We start from the raw sequence: 22,134 nt of genomic DNA, 5'->3' as shown, positions 1-22,134 counted from the left end.
TTATCTGCAGCCGCTTTCGACTGCCCTGATTTCTTTGTCATGCTTAACTCCTAATTGTTAAGATGAACCAGAAATCCTCCATTATTCAAATGCTCAGGTATGTCCCAAAGGTGCTGACGTTAGACAGCATAAACCCCGTGACCTGCGCCCCAAGTTCCCTCCATCTTTTGTAGAGTCCTTGGTTTGATTGCTCTGCTACCCAACCTTCTGCCACCGGGTGCTAGAGTTTTTCGTCTTTTCTCAGCATGACGGGCTGGTAGCGCCAACTGAGTTCACTAGCATTATCGGGGGAACACTCCCAATTGCGCTGTGTGGTCGTTCTTCATTTTAGTATCTAAGCCAATCCTCTATCTTTTCGCAAGCGTCTTCCTGTGTCATGAACCAATGCGCGTTCAAGCATTCCGATCGCAGCTTGGAGTTAAAAGCTTCTATGAACGCATTGTCAGTGGGTTTTCCAGGCCTTGAGAAGTCCAATGTTACGCCACGCTGATATGCCCACAAATCCATGTCGCGAGAGATAAACTTCGGCATGAAATTAGACTAGCTTGGCAAGCTATCTTTTCCTTACGCTCGTACTAACTGCACAAGTCAATATTGCTACAAACCGATCAAAGCCCGTAAACTTGCTTAGCGGTTTTATAGAACAGTTGATCTCTGTCGCCTTCACTGTCAGCAGATGTCACATCCATAAAACCAGAGTAAATAGTATCAAAAGAACCGCAAAGACCATCTACAGGGAAATTTGACGCAAACATCGCGCGCTCAGGGCCAAATGTGTTTATGCAAAACCGAATAATGTCTTTGTTGTCGGCTATGGACCACGGACGTCCAGGTAAACCAAGACCTGATATTTTCACATAGGTTTGCGGTAGAGCAGCAAACTCGGTCATGGCGGCACGCCAACCAGCAAGACCCTCTGTGGAACGATCAGACGGTAATCCCGCATGATTTAAAACGATTTTGGTTTCGGGTGCAAGTTTTGCCATATCAATGGCTTCGTTCAGATGCCACCAAGGTGTCTGCAGGTCAAAAATCAATCCGCTATCCGCGAGACGACAAAAACCTTCGCGAAACGCCTTGTCCATCATACCGCCCGCAGCACCACCCGGCCTGTCGTTAAACCTTGGCTTGTGCCTCACCGAACGCACGATAGTCAAGGCTTGATAGGCTGCTAACAACTCAACTATATTGTCGCTATCCAACCAAGCTTGTGCAACATGCGCCGCTGGTCGCCCAGTCTCGTCATTTTGTCGTTGCATCCAAATTGCCTCACCCGTTGGATCCGCTGGATCCCATTCACCTTCCATGGTCACTGTCGCGACAACGTCCCAATCTTGGGTAACGACGTCATATTCAGAATTCATAAACTTATCGCAAATGGATGAATAGTCGCCATAGCGAAAAGGGATCATCGGCTTATCCCTTAACCACGGATGATAATTTGCGCTCGGATCCCAGTAATGATGATGTGCATCAATAATTTTCATGTTCGCACCCCTTTAATTTTACGACGTCGCCAAACACCAAACACCGGAAATATCCAAACAAACAAAACGCATACTCCCAGAAAAGCTGCGACGGGGCGAGAGAAAAATATCGCAATATCTCCTTGGGATTTCAGCATTGATGTCACAAAATTAAATTCCAACATCCCTCCCAAAACTAAGCCCAAAATTGCTGGAGCTATTGGGATTTCGTTTTCTTCAAACAGCCAACCAACAATACCGAACACAAGCATCGTGAGCACTCCGAACGCAGTGTTATTGATCGCATAACTTCCCACAATACAGCAGGCCAAGACAACAGGGGCGAAATAGGCTGGTGGAATACGTAACAAGTGACGAGACGCCTTGATGATTGCCCAACCGAATGGGATTAACAATAAATTAGCCATCAAAAATGCGAAGAAGATTGCATAAACCAACTCAGGCGTTTTAACAAAAATGATTGGACCAGGCTCTAGACCTTTGAGATACAAGACACCGATCACTATAGCCGTGATACTATCACCCGGAATTCCAAATACTAATGTTGGAACCCAAGCTCCCGATAACGCTCCATTGTTCGCAGCGCCCGCCTCTATCAATCCTTCATCATGTCCTTTTCCAAATTTTTCTGGCGTTTTCGAGCGTCGTTTCGCGATCGCGTAGGCAACCCAAGCTGCAATGTCAGCTCCTGCGCCGGGTAGAGCACCAATTACCGAGCCGGTTAAACCACCTCGCAAGAGATTGCGCCAACGCTTACGCATTGCAGTCCCAAGTCCGCGAAACACAGGCCCCATGGTTGGGGGCTCTTGCTTTTTAGCGCGCGCAGTGATGTTTCGCAAAACCTCAGGTAAAGCGAACATACCGATCATCGCCGGGATAAAACTGACGCCACCTGTCAGCTCGATTGATCCAAATGTAAATCGTGGTTGCCCCGCGACCGCATCGATTCCAATAGTGGCAACCCAGAGACCGAACAAGAGCGACAAGACGCCTTTGATCTTCGAGCCCGCTGAAATGATCGCCGCGCAACTCAGCCCTAATAAAGCCAACCAAAAATACTCAACTGAAGAGAAGTTGGTGGCGAACCGCGCTAAAATTGGCGCAGCTGTCATCAACAGCAAAACACCGATCACGCCCCCGACACACGCCGATATCATACTTAGTCCCAATGCATACTCAGGGCGACCAGACTTGGATATAGCATGCCCATCATCCACATAAGCGGCAGACGCAGGGGTACCTGGTATGCGCAAAAGTGTACCGGGTATGTCACCAGAAAATATCGCCATGGCAGCCAGAGCCGCGATCGCAGATATAGCGGGAACTGGATCCATAAAAAACGTAATCGGAACCAAAAGAGCCACCCCCATAACAGCGGTGAGCCCTGGGATCGCGCCAATGATAATTCCCAGCAAGCTAGCAACAACGATTGTTACGATCACCTCTGGTTGCGTTACGAGTACGAACGCTTCGGCTATCGCGCTCATGTCAGTACACTTTCAATAAGACCATAGGGAAGAGGCACGCGCAAAAGCTTGCCAAATACAAAGAACAAGATGAACGACATCACGACCCCAGTGGCAATAGAAGGCCAGAGTCGCCCTTCGGCAAGCATTGCCAGCGCCGCGATTAAACATGCTGTTGTCAAGATAAAGCCGAGTGCTGGTGATATAATCACCCAAATTACGATGGCTGCTAATGCCGCAAGTACCTGCAAACCAGAACGACCCTTTAAAATTTCATTCACTTGAAACAATGCACCATTGGCCCCAGTCACCGTTTGTACGAACCCCGTCAAAATCAACGCGACGCCGAGAATGCGCGGAAAGAAAGCAGAGCCAAACAGTTGCCCGGGAATTTCTCGAAATTCAAGAGTTCCGGCAATCACGCCTAGTCCACCTAGGATGGTAAGCCCACCAATAATGCGGTCATTTATTTTCATAAGAATAATGAGTGCCAAACCATAATGATATACTTTGGCACCCCTCCCTTTACTTTGCCAAACCAAGATCAGTCAGAAGCGATTTGGCCTCAGATGCAAACCCTTTGGCAAAAGTGGTGAAGTTTTCTGAACCATCAAAAACTGGGGTAATGCCTCTTTGCGCCAGCGCTTCTTGCACAGCCGTTGATCCATGCGCTTTTTTGGCAGCGGTTTCAATTTTAACTTTGATGTCTTCGGGCAGACCAGCAGGTGCACACAAAGAGAACCAATTGCTCATAGACCAATCAACGTCACTTTCTTTTAGTGTTGGCAAATCTGGAAACGCCGGCGAGCGTTCATCGGCCATAATTGCGAGCATTTTGACCTCGCCTGCGCTTGCTAGCGCGCGCGCCTCGATCGGTGATCCACTAAATATTGAAATGCCATCAGCAACAAGATCCTGAAGTGCAGGAGCACCCCCTTGTGACGGGATAAACTGTACCGTATTTACATCACCACCTGCGGATTTCATCATGCCCGCAATCGCCATATGCCATGGCCCACCGAGACCTGAACCGGAAGCACTTAACCCCCCTTTTTTCGCCGCATCAACAACTTCTTGAACGGAATTATATGGACTATCCGCAGAAACAGTTACACCTGCTGGAATTTCCGCAAGCCGTGATACCAAATCAAAGCTTTCAGGTGTGATGGGAGCAAGGCCAATCGTGTCAAAATAGGTTATTTCAGAAGTACACGCTCCCAACGTATAACCATCAGCACGTGAATGTGTAATCGCTGAATGCCCCACAACACCAGAGCCACCTGTACGATTAACCACGTTTATCGGTTGCCCCAAAGCCTCCTCAAAACCAATTGCGAATATGCGTATAATAGTATCGGTACCGCCACCGGCCCCCCACGGCACAATGACCGTGACAGGACGTTCGGGGTATTCAGCCAATACAGGGTTTGTCCCAAATGCCGCAAACGCAGCGACAGCGGAAAGTGTTAGCGTTGATAGTTTCATGATTTCCTCCTCCAAGGTAATTTTTTTGCGACGCAAAGATTTTCCCTGCATCGCCATTTGTTAAGTCGTGCTGGGCATCAAAGCATTTGGAATGTTTTGAAAACAGACTGGACGTAAAAACCGTCGGATTGCCATTGTCCCAACTGATGTTGCACCAAAGTTTGTTGATGCTGGATACGGTCCGCCATGAACCATCGTGTCACAAACCTCGACACCCGTTGGGAAATTATTGGCCAATATGCGTCCTGCTTTTCGCTCAAGTATAGGCATCAGACATCGACCAAGGTCAGCATCTGCGTCATCGAGGTGCAGCGTACAGGTCAATTGCCCCTCAAGGCTTTTTGCGACGGCTATCATTTCGTCTTCATCTGCGACGCGAACTACTAGTCCAAGTGGGCCGAAAACCTCTTCGCCAAGCTCTGTATTTGCTAACCACGCCTTACCTGTTGTTGCATAAAGATTTGGTTTAGCACTACGCTTAGCTGACGCGGTGCTCAACAGCGTTTGCACTTCTGACGATCCCGCGACACGGTCCCTACCCTTTTCGTATGCGGCTGCGATCCCGTCGGTGAGCATAGTCTGCGCATCAACGCCGTTTAGCGCGGACACAGATTCAGAAATGAAAGAGTCAGCACCATCGCTATCAATCACAACAGCTATCCCGGGGTTAGTGCAAAATTGACCCGCTCCCATTGTTAGCGATCCAGCCCAACCCTTTGCCAGCGCTTCGCCACGGGTGGACAACGCCATTGGCAACAAGAACATTGGATTAACAGAACCAAGCTCACCAAAAAATGGAATAGGTTCTGGACGCTGTGCACAAAGATCAAACAACGCACGCCCACCTGCCAATGATCCTGTAAATCCAACAGCTTTGATAAGCGGGTGCTGAACCAAAGCTTGACCTGCTTCAAGTGTGCCGCCTTGAACCAGTGAAAACGTACCTGGATGCAAATCGCATGATTTGATTGCTGCGTGAATTGCCTCTGCGATGATTTCGCCCGTACCAGGATGTGCACCATGCCCCTTTACAACCACAGGGCAACCAGCCGCAAAAGCGGCCGCTGTATCGCCACCAGCAGTGGAAAACGCTAATGGAAAGTTCGACGCACCAAACACCGCGACAGGACCAATCGGCCGCTGGATCATTTTCATATCGGGACGTGGCATTGGTTGACGATCAGGTAGTGCCACGTCGTGACGTTGATCAAGGTAATCGCCTTTTAAAATGTGTTCGGCGAACATTCGCAACTGACCAGTCGTACGCCCGCGTTCGCCTTGCAAGCGACCCTCTGGTAGACCTGTTTCTCGTGTGCCAATTTCAGTAATTTCATTGGCGCGCTTCTCGATTTCATCTGCAATCGCATTCAAAAATGCAGCACGTTCAACACGGTTTGAATAACCAAAGGTCCAAAACGCCTCCTCTGCCGCGACACACGCACTTTCAATATGTTCTGGAGTACCTACAGAAAAAGAATGCGCTTCACCATGTGCGGGCTCCGATAAAAAGGTAGCCTCTCCGGCAACCCATTCGCCTGCAACGAGATGTTTTCCGTGTGGTTTGAATGATGTGCTTTTACCAGTCAAAGTCATATTATTTTCCCCATTTTAGGACAAGTGGATCAAGTGGTTGCAAGAGGTTTATCAACCGTGAGCGCGTATCAGGGTGAAGCGGTTCCATCGGGTGGCGACAGAATTCGGATTTAATCACGCCACCTTCGACCATTGCCGCCTTGCAGGAACGCCACAGGCATTGGCGGTTTTCGTGATTGATCGCCATGGCAACGCGCCCATAAGCCGCCGTTGCACCCAACATGTCACCCGCGCGGTGCAGTTCGATCACTGGTTTGATTTGATCAACGATCATCCCAGATGTCATCGCACCCGTAGCACCTGCATCCAAATCGGCCAGCAATGTGATGCCTTCTTCGCCGTCAAATGGGCCCTCAATTGCATCACCACCTTCTGCGATGAGTGCACGCAATTTATTGGCCGCAAATGGACATTCGATTTTGAACAGTTTCACCATTTCAATTTCGCGCGCCATTTTCACCAACAACGGCACAGGCAGATCAACGCCAGACATTGGCGCATCTTGGATCATGATCGGAATACCAACGGCGCCCACCGCGCTGAATTGTTCATAGGTTTGGGTTGGATTCCCGCGCAATGTTGCCCCATGATAGGGGGGCATGATCATCACGGCATCAGCGCCCAGATCCTTGGCCAGCTGGGTACGTTCCACGGCGATTTGCGTGGCGAAATGGCTGACGGTAACAATCATTTTCACGCGTCCAGCAACATGTTCAAGACACAAACGTGTCAAGATTTCGCGCTCCGCATCAGAGATCAAAAACTGTTCGGAAAAATTAGCCAGAATACAGATACCATCTGCACCCTGATCAATCAGACAATCCAGAACACGTTTCATCCCATCCAGATCAAGCGTGCCATCGGGGTTAAATGGCGTTGGCGCAACGGGCCAAATACCTTGGTACATTGGATTCATGATCTATTCCTCGATGTCAAAGTTGTGGAGATGTTTATCGCTGATGGTGATGCCCAAACCTGGAATGTTGTCATCCAGATCAAGGAAGCCATCCACGGCCTCTGAGTCGCCTTCAAAGATGTAGTAGAACAGCTCGTTCCCAACCTCGACATCGAACACAGGGAAATATTCGCTGATGGGGCAATTCGCATTCGCCATGGTCAGATGGTAATTGTGCATCTGGCCTGCGTGGGGAATGACAGGGATTTGATGCGCCTCTGCAATCGCATTGATTTTCTGCGCCGCAGTAATGCCGCCAACACGATTGGTGTCATATTGCAAAACGCTGACGGCTTTTTTTTCGATCAGCTCTTTGCAACCGATGATCGAAAATTCATGTTCGCCACCCGAAATTGGTACACTGCCCATGGCGTTGAGTTCGGCGTAACCTGCAACATCATCGGCGATAACGGGTTCTTCTAACCAGCGGGGTTCGAATTTTTCCAACTTGGGCAACATGCGTTTGGTGTAATCTAAATTCCAACCCATGTAGCATTCAAGCATAAGATCAACATCATAGCCCAACACTTCGCGCATCGCTTCGACACGTTTAAGGTTTTCACGCATGCCTTTCATGCCATCCTTGGGGCCATAACCAAACCGCGTTTTATACCCTTGGTAACCGTTTTTCTTGGCTTCTTCTGCTTCGGCTTGCATGGATTCAATCGAACCTGCGTAAAGCTTAGAATAATAGACAGGGATTTTTTCTTTGGTACGCCCACCCAATAATTTGAACACAGGTTTATCAACCAGTTTGCCCATCAAATCCCAGATCGCCAGATCAATGGCGGAAATGGCGGTCATGCCAATCCCTTTGCGCCCCCAAGCGTGGGTGCGGCGGTACATTTTTTCCCAAAGATAGGCGTAATCAAACGGGTCTTCGCCAATCACAAGGGGGGCATACCAATCATCAATTGCTTTTTTCACAACTGATGGTGCAAGGGCGGCATTGCCGATCCCGATTGTGCCATCGTCGGTTTCAATTTCTACGGTCAGCCATTGGTGAAAACGAAATGAAGACATCGCATCGCCCTTGGTCCAAAGCGTATCAGACGCATTGGTACAAAAATTCCCCGTTGGTGGAACCGTTGGCCCTTTCCAATTCCAAACGCGTGTGCGTACCGATTTAATCTTGGTCATTCACTTATTCCTTTTTAATTTGCAGCACGTTCAGCGCGATGATTTTGAGCCATGCGGACAAGAAGATTAAACGCTTGTAATGTGGCACCCACGTTGGCTTTGTTAAGTCCCGCAATGTCGAAAGCAGTGCCATGCGCTGGTGTGGCTACGGGGATCGGGAGGCCACCAGCAACCGTAACGCCACGATCAAAACCCATGAGTTTAATCGCAATCTGTCCTTGGTCATGGTACATTGTGACAACAGCATCTACTTCTCCGCGCTGCGCCTTTAAAAAAACTGTGTCAGAAGGCCAAGGACCGGAGACATTTTTTTGTTTTGCGCGCACAGACTCGATAACAGGTTGTAGAATATCAATTTCTTCGCGCCCGAATTTACCGTTGTCTCCTGCATGTGGATTAAGTGCGGCAACAGCAATATGTGGTCGCATTTTACCAGCCCGTTTAAGCGTTTCTTCGGCAAGCCCTATAGCCCGCTCTACGCCTTCCCCAGTGATTTTTTCTGCTACATCACGTAGACCAATATGACTGGTCACGCGCGTGGTCATTAGGTCATCCAAAACATTAATTTCGCTATGATAACCTTCGAAGTTCAAATAGCGCGCCATATAGCGGTGTTCATCTTCGGCATTCAATCCAGCGCTGGTCAAGGCAGCCTTGTTGAACGGCCCAAACAACACACCATCAACGTTACCAGCCATCGCAAGATCAAGCGCTTTATCTAAGCAGCGTAAACTCGATGTTCCACCTGCGACCGTAACCTCGGATATTTTAACATCTTTGGGGTCAATCGTGTCCATCGAAAGCCACGACAAACCAGATGACTTGCCCACGTCGACCTCTTCAATTTGTGAAAGATCAACATTCAAGTCGGCCTGGCTTGCGCCTTGATCCCATATATGTGCATCCCCGATCAAAACGATATCCGCTGCTTCACAAACTCCTTCTTCGTTTAACAACTTGGCAATTAACTCTGGTCCAATCCCCGATGGATCCCCTGGAATAATTGCGATGCGTGGTTTCAATTTTGTCATTGGAAGTACCCTGTTAGTGCGAGTGAAACTTGAGGTACGTAGGTAACCAGCAAGAGAATAAAAGCGAGAACACCGATGAATGGCAAGTTGGTGCGAGACGTTTCCCAGATGCCAGCTTTGGCAATCGAGCAAGATGTGATCAGAACCGATGCAACAGGCGGTGTTTGTTGGCCAATCGCAAGGTTGAGCGTAACCATAATGCCAAAATGGATTGGATCGATCCCAACTGCATTTACCAACGGCATCACGACAGGTACGACCAAGATGATTGCAGCTGCCCCATGAAGGAACATCCCCAATACCAACAAAAGCAAATTCAAAAGTGCGAGTACAATTAATGGGTTTGTAGTTAGTTCAGTGATTTGCTGCGCCAACTGCTGTGGCACCTGTGCCTGAGTAAGGAATAAGCCCAGAGCGGCAGATGTCGCCACAAGCAACATGACGACACCCGTTTGGCTGACACCTTCCAACATTACCTTGCGCAGTCGCGATACATCGAGGTCGCGATAGATGAATATACCGATAACGAGTGCAGCAAGCACAGCCAAACCAGCACCTTCAGTCGCGGTAACAACACCAGAAAAAATACCACCAAGAATGATAACTGGCATCAATAACGCCCAGATAGCTTCCTTGAAAGAACGCCAAATATGGCAAAGATCAAAACCTTCAGCACGCGGCAGATCATAGCGAACAGCAAGCATGTAGGTGACCGCCATAAGCAACACGCCCCCCAACACGCCAGGTACAATACCCGCGATGAACAGCTTGAGCACAGAAACTTCGGCAATCGCACCATAAAGGATCATAGGGATAGATGGCGGTATAATAATTGCAAGTGACGCCGATGAAGAAGTAATCGCGGCCGCCAGTGTGCGTGAATATCCACGCTTCTTCATCTCCGGAATTAAAACGGTACCTGTCGCAGCAACATCAGCCACTGCGGAGCCAGAAATTTCGGCAAAAACCATGGAAACGCCGATATTTACCATACCAAGCCCACCGCGTACAAAACCGATCAGCGCAGTAACAAAATTAATCAGGCGCACAGATATACCCGATGTATTCATCAGATTACCTGCAAGAATAAACAGCGGAATTGCGATCAGTGGAAACGAGGTTGATCCAGAATATAAAGCAATCGCCATATCATAGAGCGTCGCACCGCCTGGCGTGACCAAAAGACCACCCAAAGCGACAATCCCGATTGCAACAGCGATAGGCACGTTGATCAAAATTAATCCGATCAAAGCCAAAGTCGTAAATAGTAATATCATTTTGATTCGTCCTTTGACGTCGCGCCTGCGTTATCACGTTCAGCATCTGCGATGGCTTGTTCAATCTCCGCATGATCAACATCAATCCCCGCAGCTGCATTGCGCAATGCGCGCGGCATAGTCAGAAAGGTACCGATAATCATGAGCACTGCAGTTATTGGAATAACGGATTGGACGATGTCCAAGCTCATCCAACGAATGCTTAACAGAGAGTCCCACTTGGCCACTGCCAGAACCGCATTTCCATACCATGCAACAACTGCCAGAAAGGCGATGACCAAAAATTCAGAAAATATAGCTAACGCAACTGCAGCACGTTTGGGGAGCGCAGTTACAATGCCACCAAAGCTCATATGCTGGCGCAAGAAAAGCGCATAAGTTGCACCAAAATAAGTCAGCCAAGCAAGCAATACGCTCGCGATTTCGTCATACCATGACGGTGACGCCCCCAAATAGCGCATGGTCGTCGCGTAAACGACTGACAGCGCCAATGCGATCAGAAGTGCAAGACATATCGTCTCTATGAACCACAACAGCCCTTTTTCAATTTTCGCAATCATTGCGAAACCTCCCTACTATTGTAAAATGCGGCCGGCGTTAACCGGCCAACACATCTACGATGATCTATTCGGCCAACTCTTGGGCGCGTTTTACCAAGGCATCGCTACCCTCAACGGCCTCGGCAAAGGCCGCGTAGATGGGCGCGGATGCTTCGATGAATGCCTTTTTGTCAGCCTGGTTAACTTCAACACCTGCGGCCTTGACCTTCTCGACTAGATCATTGTCAGCAGCTTCACCCTGAGCCAGAGACCAATCTTGTATAGAGGCCGCGACAGCGATCGCAGAAGATTGAACATTCTCTGGTAGTTCATTCCAGCCACTCAAACCGCTCGTCAAATAGGTCGGCGAATAGACATGTCCCGTTAAACTGAGGTATTTCTGCACTTCTTGAAAGTTTGCCCCTGTAATATTGGTCAACGGATTTTCCTGTCCGTCCATTGTACCTGTCTGCAAAGCAACAAAAACTTCTGAAAATGACATCGGCGTCGGATTAGCACCCCACTCCTTAAACATAGACACACGCCACTCAGAAGACGGCGTTCGGATTTTCAGCCCCTCCAAATCAGCAGGCGTATTGATCGGCCGCGTGTTGTTGGTAATTTGACGAAATCCATTTTCCCACGTCGATAAAACTTTCAAACCAGCAGTTTCAGCTTTTGGCGCAAGATCGCTTTGTACGATTTCAGCGTCGATCGCCTTAAGATGTTTGCGATCTTGCACAAGGAACGGCATGTCAAACAACGCAAATTCTGGCGCAACATTTGTCATGATCGATGAAACCAAAGTAAACTGTACAGTACCAAGGCGCAGCTTTTGCAGCAGTTCCTTTTCATCACCCAACTGCCCGTCTGCATAAAACTCCACGGTGTGCGCATCACCAAGCTTGGCTTGAAGATCATCTGCGAACTTGGCAGCACTGCGTCCCTGAAGGCTGTTTGAAGCAGCCCCAACAGCAACAATATAAGTTTCTGCGGCCACCGGCGCAGCGGCAAGCACAAGTGTCGACAGACTGGCGAAGACGCCATTGCGAATAGTTTTCATAATATTTTCCTCTCTCCCTTTTGCAAATAACATTTTGTATATTTGCATCATGTATTTTGTATACACAGCAAAATATCGACTATCAAGAAAATTTTGGATATTGTATTCAAAAGCCAAACTGACTACCTAAAAGTCCGAAAAACAAAGAGAGTTATCAATGGGATCATCTATCGCGATTATTAACCGCTCACTGCACGACCAAGTGGCGAGCCGTATACGCGACCTCATTATTGAGGGAAGTTTAGAGCCGGGGAGCCGAATCGACGAATTGCAAATGCTCGAAGAATTAGGTGTATCGCGCACCCCCTTCCGAGAAGCGCTTCGCACTCTTGCCGCGGAAGGCTTGGTAATCGTTAGACCCTCGAAAGGAAGCATTGTTCGAAAGCTTACCCAAGAAGATGTATTTTCAATGCTTGAGGTACTTGGAAGTCTTGAAAAACTTGCGGGCGAACTCGCTTGTGAGCGAGCAAGTGACAAAGAAGTCGAAGCTATGGTTCAGTTGCACGAGAGCATGATGGAGTGTTACCGCACCCAAGATCGAATGCCTTACTATAAAATGAATCAGGAATTTCACTCTCGATTGGCAGAGCTTTCAAAAAATGAAACTCTTCAAGAAATGCAGTCTAACATTCAGGCAAGGCTGAAACGCATTCGCTATATTGGAAGTCAGACACCCGAATCTTGGGCTGGCGCAGTCGCTGACCACGAAGAGATGATCCTTGCGCTAAAGGGTAGAGATGCCACACGATTGGGCCAAGCAATGGTCGCCCACCTGAAGAAGACATGGGATCGCGTAAAAGACGGTATATAGTGTGAAAGCAGCAGTCGGCCCATAGCGGCCGTTCGACCAATGTAAAATTGCAGTAGTGTGATTTCCCGAAAGCAGACATTACTCAACATTCGTATGTCTTCATTTACTCAATTTCGGCTTTGGAAGGCAAAGTGAGCGTTTTAGAGTTTTAGTCAGATGTACTACCTTGCCACGAAGCAAACACGGATATCTTTGGAATCGCTGCTGGCAACTCTTAGGCCTATGCACCGCCAGCGGTTCCAAAACGAATGGCTAGTAGGGGCTCAAAAGGGGAATCATTGCGCCCATATTTTACCATCAAAAAGTGATCGGAAAATTTGTTTGACTTCGAACCCATTTTCAAGGGACATGGGAAACAATCATGCGACCCTTAGAAAAGAACTATAGCACCGTAGGTTTGGATTCGCGTGGAGGAGGAGAAGATTCTGGGTAAAGGTTTCAAGCAGGCGATAACGCTTCGACACTTGCGTGCTCTCGTAGCGCTCTCAGATTTGAAGCTGGTCGCACGAGTGTCAGAAGCGCTTGGCGTGACGCAGCCAGCAGTTTCAAAACAAATTGCAGAGTTAGAGAAAATCGTGGGCGTGCCTGTTGTCACCCGCGACCGCAATAGGCTCTACCTGACACCTATTGGTGTCCGTCTTGCAGATCATGCACGCCTGGCACTCGTCCAACTTGATCGCGCTGCATTTGATATTGAGGCGATGACAAGTGGGGTGTCCGGCTCTGTCTCTGTCGGCGTGGTCAGTTCAGTCGCGCCTACTTTGATGCCCGGCACCATTGAACTGTTCAAGCGCAGTACGCCGCAGGCAAACGTATCTGTTTCCGAAGGCCATTTTGTTGAATTATTGCCCCAGCTTGAGGCAGGTGCACTAGACCTTGTGATCGCGAGAATCTGGCAACCTCAGGAATTGGCCGGAATTGACCAAATGGCCTTGTTCTCAGAGCCGATCGTTGTTGTCGCCGGGCGCAATCATCCGCTGTCGCAAGGGGGTGATGTGACATGGACAGATGTCACCACTTATCCTTGGATATTGCCGCAACCAAACTCGGTCGCGCGTCAGGCCGTGGATGCCCTTTTTGCAGCAAATGGCTTGTCGCCACCCAATAATACGATCGCATCTTTGTCGATTGCATTGAACCTTGAACTTTTGCGGGAGATGCCTGCACTAGGATTGCTCCCGCAGCGGCTTGCGCAGGCGCAGGCCGCTCGGGGTGAAACCGTGATCCTGCCCCTTGATACACGTGACTTGCTGTCAGAGGCGCGCTGTTTTTGGCGCAAAGACCAAGTTTCGCAAAATGCGACGCTGGCGTTGTTCCTCAAATGCCTGCGGCAAACCACTGAGCTTCCTGATATCATTCCTTTTGGTTAATGTATTTGGTGAAAGTTTCACTATTATCTACTCAAATTACCCTTTACCTTAACCAAACACACGATTTGGGAGGATGAGGGTGTCAAATCGATTACTTGCGATATTTGGTGTACGCCCTTGAGTAGCGAGACGTTGCTTGAACGATCTGCCTGTGCAGTTCTTGCGGCCTTCAAGGCACGGAGTTTGACGCCAAGTGCATACTTGGCGGCCTGCCTCGAGCAAATCTCCCGTTTCAACCCCAAGATAAATGCCATTGCCGCAATGGATATAGAGGACGCCGTCGCCTGCGCCGCAGGCGCGACACAACGTTGGCAGGACGGATGCCCAGTGGGGCCGCTCGATGGGTTGCCTATTGGCGTGAAGGATTTGCAGAACACCAAAGGTTTGTTGACCACCCATGGTAGCATTCGGGCGCGGGATTACACCCCCGATAGCGACTTGCCGATGGTCGCGCGCTTGCGGGCGGCGGGCGCTATCATTCTGGCAAAGACAAATGTTCCCGAAATGGGGGCTGGCGGAAACAGCCGCAATCGGGTCTGGGGCGCGACGAGTAATCCTTTCGACGCCAATCTTATCGCTGGTGGCTCGTCGGGTGGATCCGCTGCCGCACTGGCAGCCAACTTCTTACCGCTTTGTACGGGTTCGGACACAGGTGGATCGCTCCGGATGCCTGCAGCACTCTGTGGTGTGGTGGGCTACCGGCCCTCTGTTGATGTGATCGCCCATCCCACGCGGCCATTAGGCTGGTCGGGCATTTCGGTGCTTGGCCCGATGGCGCGTACGGTGGACGATATGGCTCTGTTACTGGATGTCTGTCAGGGCTATCACGCGGATGATCCATTGTCTGTGCCGTCGGTCAGAACCCCCTTCGCGGAACTGCCATCCATAGATTTAAAAGATATGCGCGTTGGTTTCAGCGAAGATTTTGGCGGCGCACCCGTTGAGCAGAGTATCCGCGAGACATTCCGTGCGCGCCTTGAGGTGCTTGCGCCGCAGGTCAAGGAATGCCGCGCGGCTGATCTCAACATTGGTGAAATGGATCGCTGTTTTGATATTCTACGCGCCGAGAGTTTTAGTGTTGCCTTTGGCGAAGCCATCACCAAAGACCCCGACAGCTTTGGTAAGCATGTCAAAGATAATGTTGCCCTTGGGGAAACAATGTCATTGGCCGATCGCGGTTGGGCTCATGCCGAACAAACACAAATTTTACGCAAGTACAACGCGCTGATGGCAGAGTTCGATGTGATCGTGCTGCCGACATCGCCCGTATCGCCATTTGCGTGGATACAGCCTTATGCCGAAGTCATCGACGGACAGAAGATGGACATTTATTACCGCTGGCTTGCGCTGTGCTATCGTGGGTCATTAACGGGTGGGCCGTCGATCACGCTCCCCTGTGGCCGCGACGGATCAGGCATGCCGTTTGGCCTTCAAGTAATGGGGCCAGTACGCGGCGACGAAGGGCTGCTCAGCGCCGCAAAAGCGATGGAAACCCTCTTTAGGCGGTCGGAACAGACGGCGCGGCCTTTGGCTAATATGCAAACACTTCCACACTCGCGTGTGGATCTAAGGTCTATTGTGACGCACCCGCCTGATTTGGACGCAAGCTCTGCATCCTCAGGCGCCGATATGCGAACGGCGGTGTAATATGTGGTTGATCCCTATCATTTTCATCCTCCTGCTGATCAGCGGCACGGCCTTCGCCTATCTTATGGGCGCGGTTTCAGTCGTGACCTTCATTGCGGCGGATAAATCGCAGTTCCTTTCAATTCTGCCTCAACGCATCTTTGCTCAACTTGACGTCTTCGCGTTTATGGCAATGCCTCTCTTCATCCTGACCGCAGAGATTATGAGCCGCGCCGGCGTGACGCGCAGCCTGATCGATTTTGCCATGTCAATAGTTGGTCGTTTTCGCGGTGGACTGGGTCATGTCAATATTCTTACAAGCGTCTTCTTTGCCGGCATCTCGGGATCGGCGATTGCCGACAGTGCTGCCTTATCGCGCACCTTCGTGCCGGAAATGAAAGCCCGAGGTTATGACCCCTATTACGCCGGCGCAATCACCGCGGCGTCGTCGATGATTGGGCCGATCATTCCGCCATCGATAATAATGATCATTTACGGTGGTCTGACTGGGGCATCTGTCGCGGCGCTGTTTATCGCGGGCGTCGTGCCCGGATTGTTGCTTGCGGCATCTTTAATGATCCTGAACGCAATCATAGCGCGCATCAAAGGACATCCCGGCGGCGCGTCTGATGAACTACCCCGTTTCTTACCAAGCTTGCTAAACGCGGCACCAGCACTCTGTCTGCCTGTGGTAATTCTTGGCTCACTTGTGTTCGGATTGGCGACGCCCACTGAAGGATCGGCCATTGCGGTATTCTTTGCACTCATGGCGAGTCAATTCTACAAAGGTCTGAATTGGCGCATGATATTTGACGCAGTTGAGGCTACGGCAAAAATGACCGGTACGATCTTTATCATTCTCGCGGCAATTTCTGTACTTGGGTATTTGGCAGGTCAAATTGGGTGGTCACAGGCTCTTGCGACATGGGTCGATTCCTTCGGACTTACGGGTACCAAATACCTATTTTTCCTTGTTGGCATCTTTCTGATCGCGGGCATGTTCATGGATACACCCGTGGCGTTGACTTTACTGATCCCACTATTTGCACCACAAGCCATGGAACAAGGCATAAGCCCAATCCAATTGGGCATCGTGTTATGCTTCAATCTATGCGTCGGTCTGATTACGCCGCCATTGGGCAAATGTCTCGTGGTTGTGTCTGCCATGACCAACCTCAATTATTGGCGCCTGGCTTATGCTGCGCTACCCTTCATTTTCGTTCAGGTTCTGTTGTTGCTTGCACTGGTCTATTGGCCTGCGCTTAGCCTCGCATTGCCGCGCCAGTTCGGATTTTCTGTGAACTAATCAAAACTAAGGGAGAAGAAACTATGAAACTTAAGGCACTAACATTGGCAGCATTCGTTGCAATGGCATCATCTGCGTCGGCAGAGGTCAAAATTGCATTGGACAGCAAACCGGATCTGGAAACATCAGGTTCGTACAATTGGGCATTTGCTTTTGGCAATGCGCTTAAAGAAGCGGGCATGGACGTGCGTGAAATGCCACGCGGCTCTGTCGGCAATGAAGCCGAAAAATTCGATCAAGTCTCTACTGGCTTGCTTGAGGTTTCACTGTCAGATGTGCGCGCTGTGGCGCAAGTTGATCCGTTCATCTATGGGGTTCGTCTCCCATATATCTTCGAAAATATCGCGCATATGGACCGCGCAATGGCTGCGGGCGATGTTTATACCCGCATCAATGAAACCCTCGCAGAACAGGACGCGATCCTGCTTGCGCTGGCACCGCTTGGGCCGGCATCCGGCGTTATCACTACCACACAGGCTGTGCGTTCTCCGGCGGATATGGCTTCGCTACGGATGCGTGCCTTAGACGATGCGCAGATTGCGATGTATCAGGCTTGGGGATCCAGCGGCACCATCGTGCCTTGGGGTGAAGTTCCAGCCGGTTTGCAAACAGGCGTCATTGACGGCTACCTGAATTCTCCTTTCATTCCTGTAATGTTTGGACAAACAGATTTCATCAAGAACTTCGCCGATGCAGATGTGATCTGGCCACTGCGGGCAGTCATCGCGTCCAAAGGTTGGTACGATGGATTGTCTGATACTGATCGTGCAAGCGTTGACGCAGCCGTTGAAACAGCGGATGCGGCAACCCGAGAATGGCTATCAGAGGCATCGGTCAACGGGCTGTTGGCACTTGAAGAAAAGGGCGTGACAGTTCAACGCCTGACACCAGAAGAGCGCGCCGTATTTCGGGAAGCGTCTCTGCCGGTTTACGATTCAGACCTGATGACAGCAGAGGATACCGCGCTATGGAAGTCCCTGTCTGACGACAACCGCTAAACAATTAGGTGGGCCGTATCCTACGGCCCACCCCGTTTTGAAACCGGAGTATGAAGATGCGACATTACATCATTAGCACCAGTGACCGCTTACATTTCTTGATGCGCCACGTTGCCATTTTTGCGGTCTGTCTGATGTTCGTGACGGTCGTTGTGCAAATCATAGCGCGCTATGTCTTTTCCGCACCCCCAATTTGGACCGAAGATGTCGCCCGTTATGCGATGGTTTGGACAGGATTATTGGGTGCAACACTGTCGTTCAAAACACAATCTGATGCGGTCTTGATGCAAAGCGTATTTCCCGATCCGCCACATCGTCTCGCCTATTTTGCAAAAGCAGTTCAAAGCGTGGCGGTGCTGACCTTTATCCTGCCAGTGATCTATTTTTGCTTTGTCGGTTTGAAGGGCGGTTTTGCAAAAGGATATATTGCGCGCCAGTCAGGTCTGACGGCCGATACCCTTGGCATACCAATGGCTTGGATTTCTGTGGCAGTGCCTGTGTCTATGATCATCATTCTTATTCATCTCTTGGCGCGGTGGGCTGGCGACGATGTATTAGAAGATTCTGCCGCTCAGCTTGATTGAAGTATCAATTTTTCGTCAACGCCCAACGTTACAGCTGTGGCAAAATGCTAAAGGAAGAGATCATGTACCACGGAAACTATCTGGCCGAAAAATTGCGTGCAGCCAGCCTTGGCGCAGAAAACCGCCAGTTCTTGCGCAACCATCAGACCGGAGAAGAGATCACATATGAGGCATTCTTTGCAAATGCCGAACGTATGGCACAGGTGTTGGTTGGGCATGGTGTTGAGCCGAACGATCGCGTAGCCGTTCAGGCGCCGAAAACCGTGGCGATGCTGGAGCTTTATGTCGCGACAGTCTTGGCCGGCGGTGTATTTCTGCCCCTCAACCCCGCCTATACCGCTGCCGAAATTACATATTTCCTGAACGATGCAGAACCACGAGTTTTGGTCTGTGATCCAACGCGCGAGCGTGAGCTCTCGCCTCTTGCTAAACAAGCGGGTGTTGCTGAAGTGCTGACCATTGGTGCCGATGAAAGCGGAACACTGGTGGATCTGCGCGATGGGGTGGATACGGGGTTCACAGCCGTCAGTCGTAAGCCAGATGATCTTGCCGCAATCCTTTACACGTCAGGCACGACGGGTCGCTCCAAAGGAGCCATGCTGACGCATCAGGCATTGGCATCAAATTCCGAAACCCTGAAAGATGCTTGGCAATTCAGTGCGGATGATGTCTTGATCCACGCCTTGCCGATCTTTCATACGCATGGATTGTTTGTTGCGACAAATACTACGCTTATGGCCGGATCGTCTTGTATCTTTATGCCCAGCTTTGACGCTGATGAAATCCTTGGCTACATGCCGAAAGCCACGGTGCTTATGGGCGTGCCGACGTTTTATGTGCGCCTTTTGAAATCAGAGGATTTGAGCAAGGCTGCGGCGAATATGCGCCTTTTTGTATCGGGGTCTGCGCCGTTGTTGGCCGAAACACATGATCGTTGGCGTGAAATGACGGGGCACGCGATCTTGGAACGCTATGGCATGACCGAAACAAACATGAACACTTCCAACCCCTATCAGGGCGACAGGCGCGCTGGTACGGTGGGCTTTCCTTTGCCAGGAATCGAGTTGTTGGTAACTGACCCTGCAACGGGTGTACCCTTGCCCCAAGGCGAAACTGGTGTTCTCGAAGTGCGAGGGCCAAATGTTTTTGCGGGCTATTGGAATATGCCCGAGAAAACTGCTGAGGAATTGCGCGGCAACGGCTTCTTCATCACAGGCGATCTTGGGCATATGGATAAGGATGGATATGTGCATATCGTCGGGCGTCAAAAAGACCTAATCATCTCGGGCGGCTATAACATTTATCCGAAAGAGATTGAGCTTTTGATCGATGAGCTTGACGGCATCAACGAATGCGCAGTCATCGGCGTACCACACACAGATTTTGGCGAAGCCGTGGTTGCAGTCGTTGTAACACAGAATGGTGCTGACGTTTCAACCACAGACATCATGGCCAGTATCAAGGGTAATCTGGCACGGTTCAAACAACCCAAACACATCGAATTTGTCAATTCCCTGCCGCGGAATGCCATGGGCAAAGTGCAGAAAAATGTGCTGCGCGAGGACTACGACGCGATATTCAAATGATATGCGACCGTAAGCTATTTGAAAACCCAGCGTACACAGGGACATTTCGCAATTAAAATGATCTTAAAGGAAATTGACATGACCAAACGCGACACCACTTCTGCCATTTCTGCGTTACAAGGCCTACTTGGCGACAGGCTGTCTACAGGGGAAAGTATTCTGGATATTCATGGCCGTGACGAGGCCTATTCCGCGCCTGCATTGCCTGATGCGGTTGCTTTCCCTGAGAGCACCGAAGAGGTTTCTCAGATCATGAAAATTTGTTCACAATACCATGTGCCCGTCGTCCCATTCGGCATTGGCACTTCGCTGGAAGGACAAGTCATCCCTATTCATGGCGGGATTAGCGTTGACACCAGCCGCATGAACAAAATCATCGAAGTTCACCAAAGCGATCTGGATGTCGTTGTTCAGCCCGGAGTTTCGCGTACGCAGCTGAACGATGAACTTCGCGCCAGCGGATTAATGTTCACGGTCGACCCCGGCGCGGATGCCACACTTGGCGGCATGGCGGCAACGCGTGCCTCGGGGACGAATACCGTGCGTTATGGTACCATGCGCGAGAATGTTTTGGCTTTAGAGGTCGTGCTGCCCGACGGAACAATTATCGAAACTGGCTCTCGTGCCCGTAAGTCCTCTGCTGGATATGATCTTACGCATCTCTTTGTCGGGTCCGAAGGAACCCTTGGGATAATCACAAAATTGACTGTGCGTTTGTTTGGTCAACCTGACACGATCCTAGCTGCGACTTGCGCATATGAAACGGTTGATGACGCTGTAAATACTGTGATCATGGCCATTCAAATGGGCATTCCCATGGCGCGTATCGAATTGTTGGATGAGGTGCAGATGAAGGGTATGAATATTTTCAATCCAGAACTGAACCTGCCTGAAAAACCACACCTGTTTTTAGAATTCCATGGTTCCGAGGATGGCGTGAAAGAACAAGTTGAGCTCTTCAAAAGCGTTGGAGAAGAATTCGGCGTTTCGGGGTTTGAGTGGGCGACGAAAACGGAAGATCGCAATCGCTTATGGAATGCCCGCCACAATGCCTACTATGCTGGAAAATCGCTACGCAAGGGTTGCCAAGGTGTTGTGACTGACTGCTGTGTCCCAATTTCGGCACTGGCGGAGTGCATTTCGCGCACCAAGGAACTCATTGAACAGAGCGGTTTGATTGCGCCTATCGTCGGGCATGTCGGTGACGGGAATTTCCACTTGTTGATCCTTATTGATCCGAATGATCAAAACGAATTGGCACGTGCTAAGTCGCTTGCCTCGGATGCAAACCGTGTTGCCTTGTCATTTGGTGGAACTGTCACCGGAGAACATGGAGTCGGCACTGGTAAAAAGAAATACATGTTAGAAGAACATGGCGATGCTTATGCTCTGATGGCAACGCTCAAACGGGCGATTGACCCTGAGAACATCATGAACCCGGGCAAGATAGTCGAAATCAACTGAAAATGAATTCAAGAAGGGGTCGCGTCGCAAGGAAAAATGTACCGTGGCCTCGTGCAATTTTGGCGGGCTACCGTACCCTTCAAGCCACTATCATAAGGGTAGAGCTGTCGTTCTAGTCTAGTCTAGTCTTGCAAAGCAGAATTTCAATCTTTCATTGAGACAACCACAATTGTTAAACAGCGGCGAAAACTGTCTTCTTTGACTTAGGCGCTGAGAGGGCGAGCTAATCTGTCTAACGTCAGCACCTTTGGGACATACCTGAGCATTTGAATAATGGAGGATTTCTGGTTCATCTTAACAATTAGGAGTTAAGCATGACAAAGAAATCAGGGCAGTCGAAAGCGGCTGCAGAT

General features: G+C 50.0%; 19 protein-coding genes and 1 pseudogene. 8 read left to right on the top strand and 12 right to left on the bottom strand.

Translation table 11 applies throughout. From position 1 onward, the window contains the following. Positions 1-240: 240 nt before the first annotated feature. The 12 genes and pseudogenes from IE094_RS15335 to IE094_RS15280 form a co-directional block, all read right to left on the bottom strand. Positions 241-525 (bottom strand): annotated as a pseudogene (locus tag IE094_RS15335) (integrase core domain-containing protein); the annotation flags it as partial. Between the two features lie 83 nt (positions 526-608). Continuing rightward, the gene (locus IE094_RS15330; RefSeq protein WP_189641592.1) at positions 609-1,487 is read right to left on the bottom strand and encodes an amidohydrolase family protein; all 879 of its coding nucleotides are present in this window, start codon (positions 1,485-1,487) and stop codon (positions 609-611) included. Beyond that, positions 1,484-2,974, bottom strand: a complete 1,491-nt coding sequence (locus IE094_RS15325; protein WP_189641591.1) for a tripartite tricarboxylate transporter permease — start codon at positions 2,972-2,974, stop codon at positions 1,484-1,486. Before IE094_RS15325 ends, IE094_RS15330 begins: the two co-directional genes overlap by 4 nt. Next, on the bottom strand, positions 2,971-3,429 hold the full coding sequence (locus tag IE094_RS15320) for a tripartite tricarboxylate transporter TctB family protein (RefSeq protein WP_229802387.1): 459 nt from the start codon (positions 3,427-3,429) through the stop codon (positions 2,971-2,973). The genes IE094_RS15325 and IE094_RS15320 overlap by 4 nt, the downstream gene beginning before the upstream one ends. A 49-nt stretch (positions 3,430-3,478) precedes the next feature. Next, a complete protein-coding gene (locus IE094_RS15315; protein ID WP_189641589.1) occupies positions 3,479-4,438 on the bottom strand; it encodes a Bug family tripartite tricarboxylate transporter substrate binding protein in 960 nt (319 codons plus the stop codon). 60 nt (positions 4,439-4,498) lie between these two features. After that, a complete protein-coding gene (locus IE094_RS15310) occupies positions 4,499-6,031 on the bottom strand; it encodes an aldehyde dehydrogenase (NADP(+)) (protein ID WP_189641588.1) in 1,533 nt (510 codons plus the stop codon). 1 nt (position 6,032) lies between these two features. Beyond that, complete coding sequence (locus tag IE094_RS15305) at positions 6,033-6,947, bottom strand: dihydrodipicolinate synthase family protein (RefSeq protein WP_189641587.1); 915 nt, start codon at positions 6,945-6,947, stop codon at positions 6,033-6,035. Positions 6,948-6,950: 3 nt separating this feature from the next. After that, entirely contained in the window at positions 6,951-8,126 is a 1,176-nt protein-coding gene (locus IE094_RS15300) for an L-rhamnonate dehydratase (RefSeq protein WP_189641586.1), read from the bottom strand. A 14-nt stretch (positions 8,127-8,140) separates the two neighbouring features. Beyond that, a complete protein-coding gene (locus IE094_RS15295; RefSeq protein WP_189641585.1) occupies positions 8,141-9,157 on the bottom strand; it encodes a 4-hydroxythreonine-4-phosphate dehydrogenase PdxA in 1,017 nt (338 codons plus the stop codon). Continuing rightward, entirely contained in the window at positions 9,154-10,434 is a 1,281-nt protein-coding gene (locus IE094_RS15290) for a TRAP transporter large permease (RefSeq protein ID WP_189641584.1), read from the bottom strand. Before IE094_RS15290 ends, IE094_RS15295 begins: the two co-directional genes overlap by 4 nt. Next, a complete protein-coding gene (locus IE094_RS15285; RefSeq protein WP_189641583.1) occupies positions 10,431-10,994 on the bottom strand; it encodes a TRAP transporter small permease in 564 nt (187 codons plus the stop codon). Before IE094_RS15285 ends, IE094_RS15290 begins: the two co-directional genes overlap by 4 nt. 64 nt (positions 10,995-11,058) lie before the next feature. Further along, entirely contained in the window at positions 11,059-12,153 is a 1,095-nt protein-coding gene (locus IE094_RS15280) for a TRAP transporter substrate-binding protein (RefSeq protein WP_229802386.1), read from the bottom strand. Positions 12,154-12,193: 40 nt separating this feature from the next. Between IE094_RS15280 and IE094_RS15275 the strand changes: the two genes are divergently transcribed. The 8 genes from IE094_RS15275 (at position 12,194) to IE094_RS15240 (ending at position 21,781) form a co-directional block, all read left to right on the top strand. After that, the gene (locus IE094_RS15275; RefSeq protein ID WP_189641582.1) at positions 12,194-12,847 is read left to right on the top strand and encodes a GntR family transcriptional regulator; all 654 of its coding nucleotides are present in this window, start codon (positions 12,194-12,196) and stop codon (positions 12,845-12,847) included. A 407-nt stretch (positions 12,848-13,254) separates the two neighbouring features. Further along, positions 13,255-14,217, top strand: a complete 963-nt coding sequence (locus IE094_RS15270; RefSeq protein ID WP_229802385.1) for a LysR substrate-binding domain-containing protein — start codon at positions 13,255-13,257, stop codon at positions 14,215-14,217. A gap of 183 nt (positions 14,218-14,400) precedes the next feature. Beyond that, positions 14,401-15,864, top strand: coding sequence for an amidase (locus IE094_RS15265; protein WP_229802384.1), 1,464 nt, complete (start codon positions 14,401-14,403; stop codon positions 15,862-15,864). 1 nt (position 15,865) lies between these two features. Next, positions 15,866-17,149 (top strand): TRAP transporter large permease, encoded by a 1,284-nt coding sequence (locus IE094_RS15260; protein ID WP_189641580.1) that lies wholly within the window; start codon positions 15,866-15,868, stop codon positions 17,147-17,149. Between the two features lie 23 nt (positions 17,150-17,172). Beyond that, positions 17,173-18,147, top strand: coding sequence for a TRAP transporter substrate-binding protein (locus IE094_RS15255; RefSeq protein WP_189641579.1), 975 nt, complete (start codon positions 17,173-17,175; stop codon positions 18,145-18,147). A gap of 56 nt (positions 18,148-18,203) precedes the next feature. Then, entirely contained in the window at positions 18,204-18,731 is a 528-nt protein-coding gene (locus IE094_RS15250; RefSeq protein ID WP_189641578.1) for a TRAP transporter small permease, read from the top strand. Positions 18,732-18,793: 62 nt separating this feature from the next. Next, entirely contained in the window at positions 18,794-20,317 is a 1,524-nt protein-coding gene (locus tag IE094_RS15245; RefSeq protein WP_189641577.1) for a malonate--CoA ligase, read from the top strand. Positions 20,318-20,395: 78 nt separating this feature from the next. Continuing rightward, on the top strand, positions 20,396-21,781 hold the full coding sequence (locus IE094_RS15240) for an FAD-binding oxidoreductase (protein ID WP_189641576.1): 1,386 nt from the start codon (positions 20,396-20,398) through the stop codon (positions 21,779-21,781). Positions 21,782-22,134 lie beyond the last annotated feature (353 nt).

Origin of the sequence: Paramylibacter ulvae, assembly GCF_014652655.1 — a bacterium.
Taxonomy (GTDB): Bacteria; Pseudomonadota; Alphaproteobacteria; order Rhodobacterales; family Rhodobacteraceae; genus Amylibacter; species Amylibacter ulvae.
This window is presented reverse-complemented; position numbering and strand designations above follow the sequence as displayed.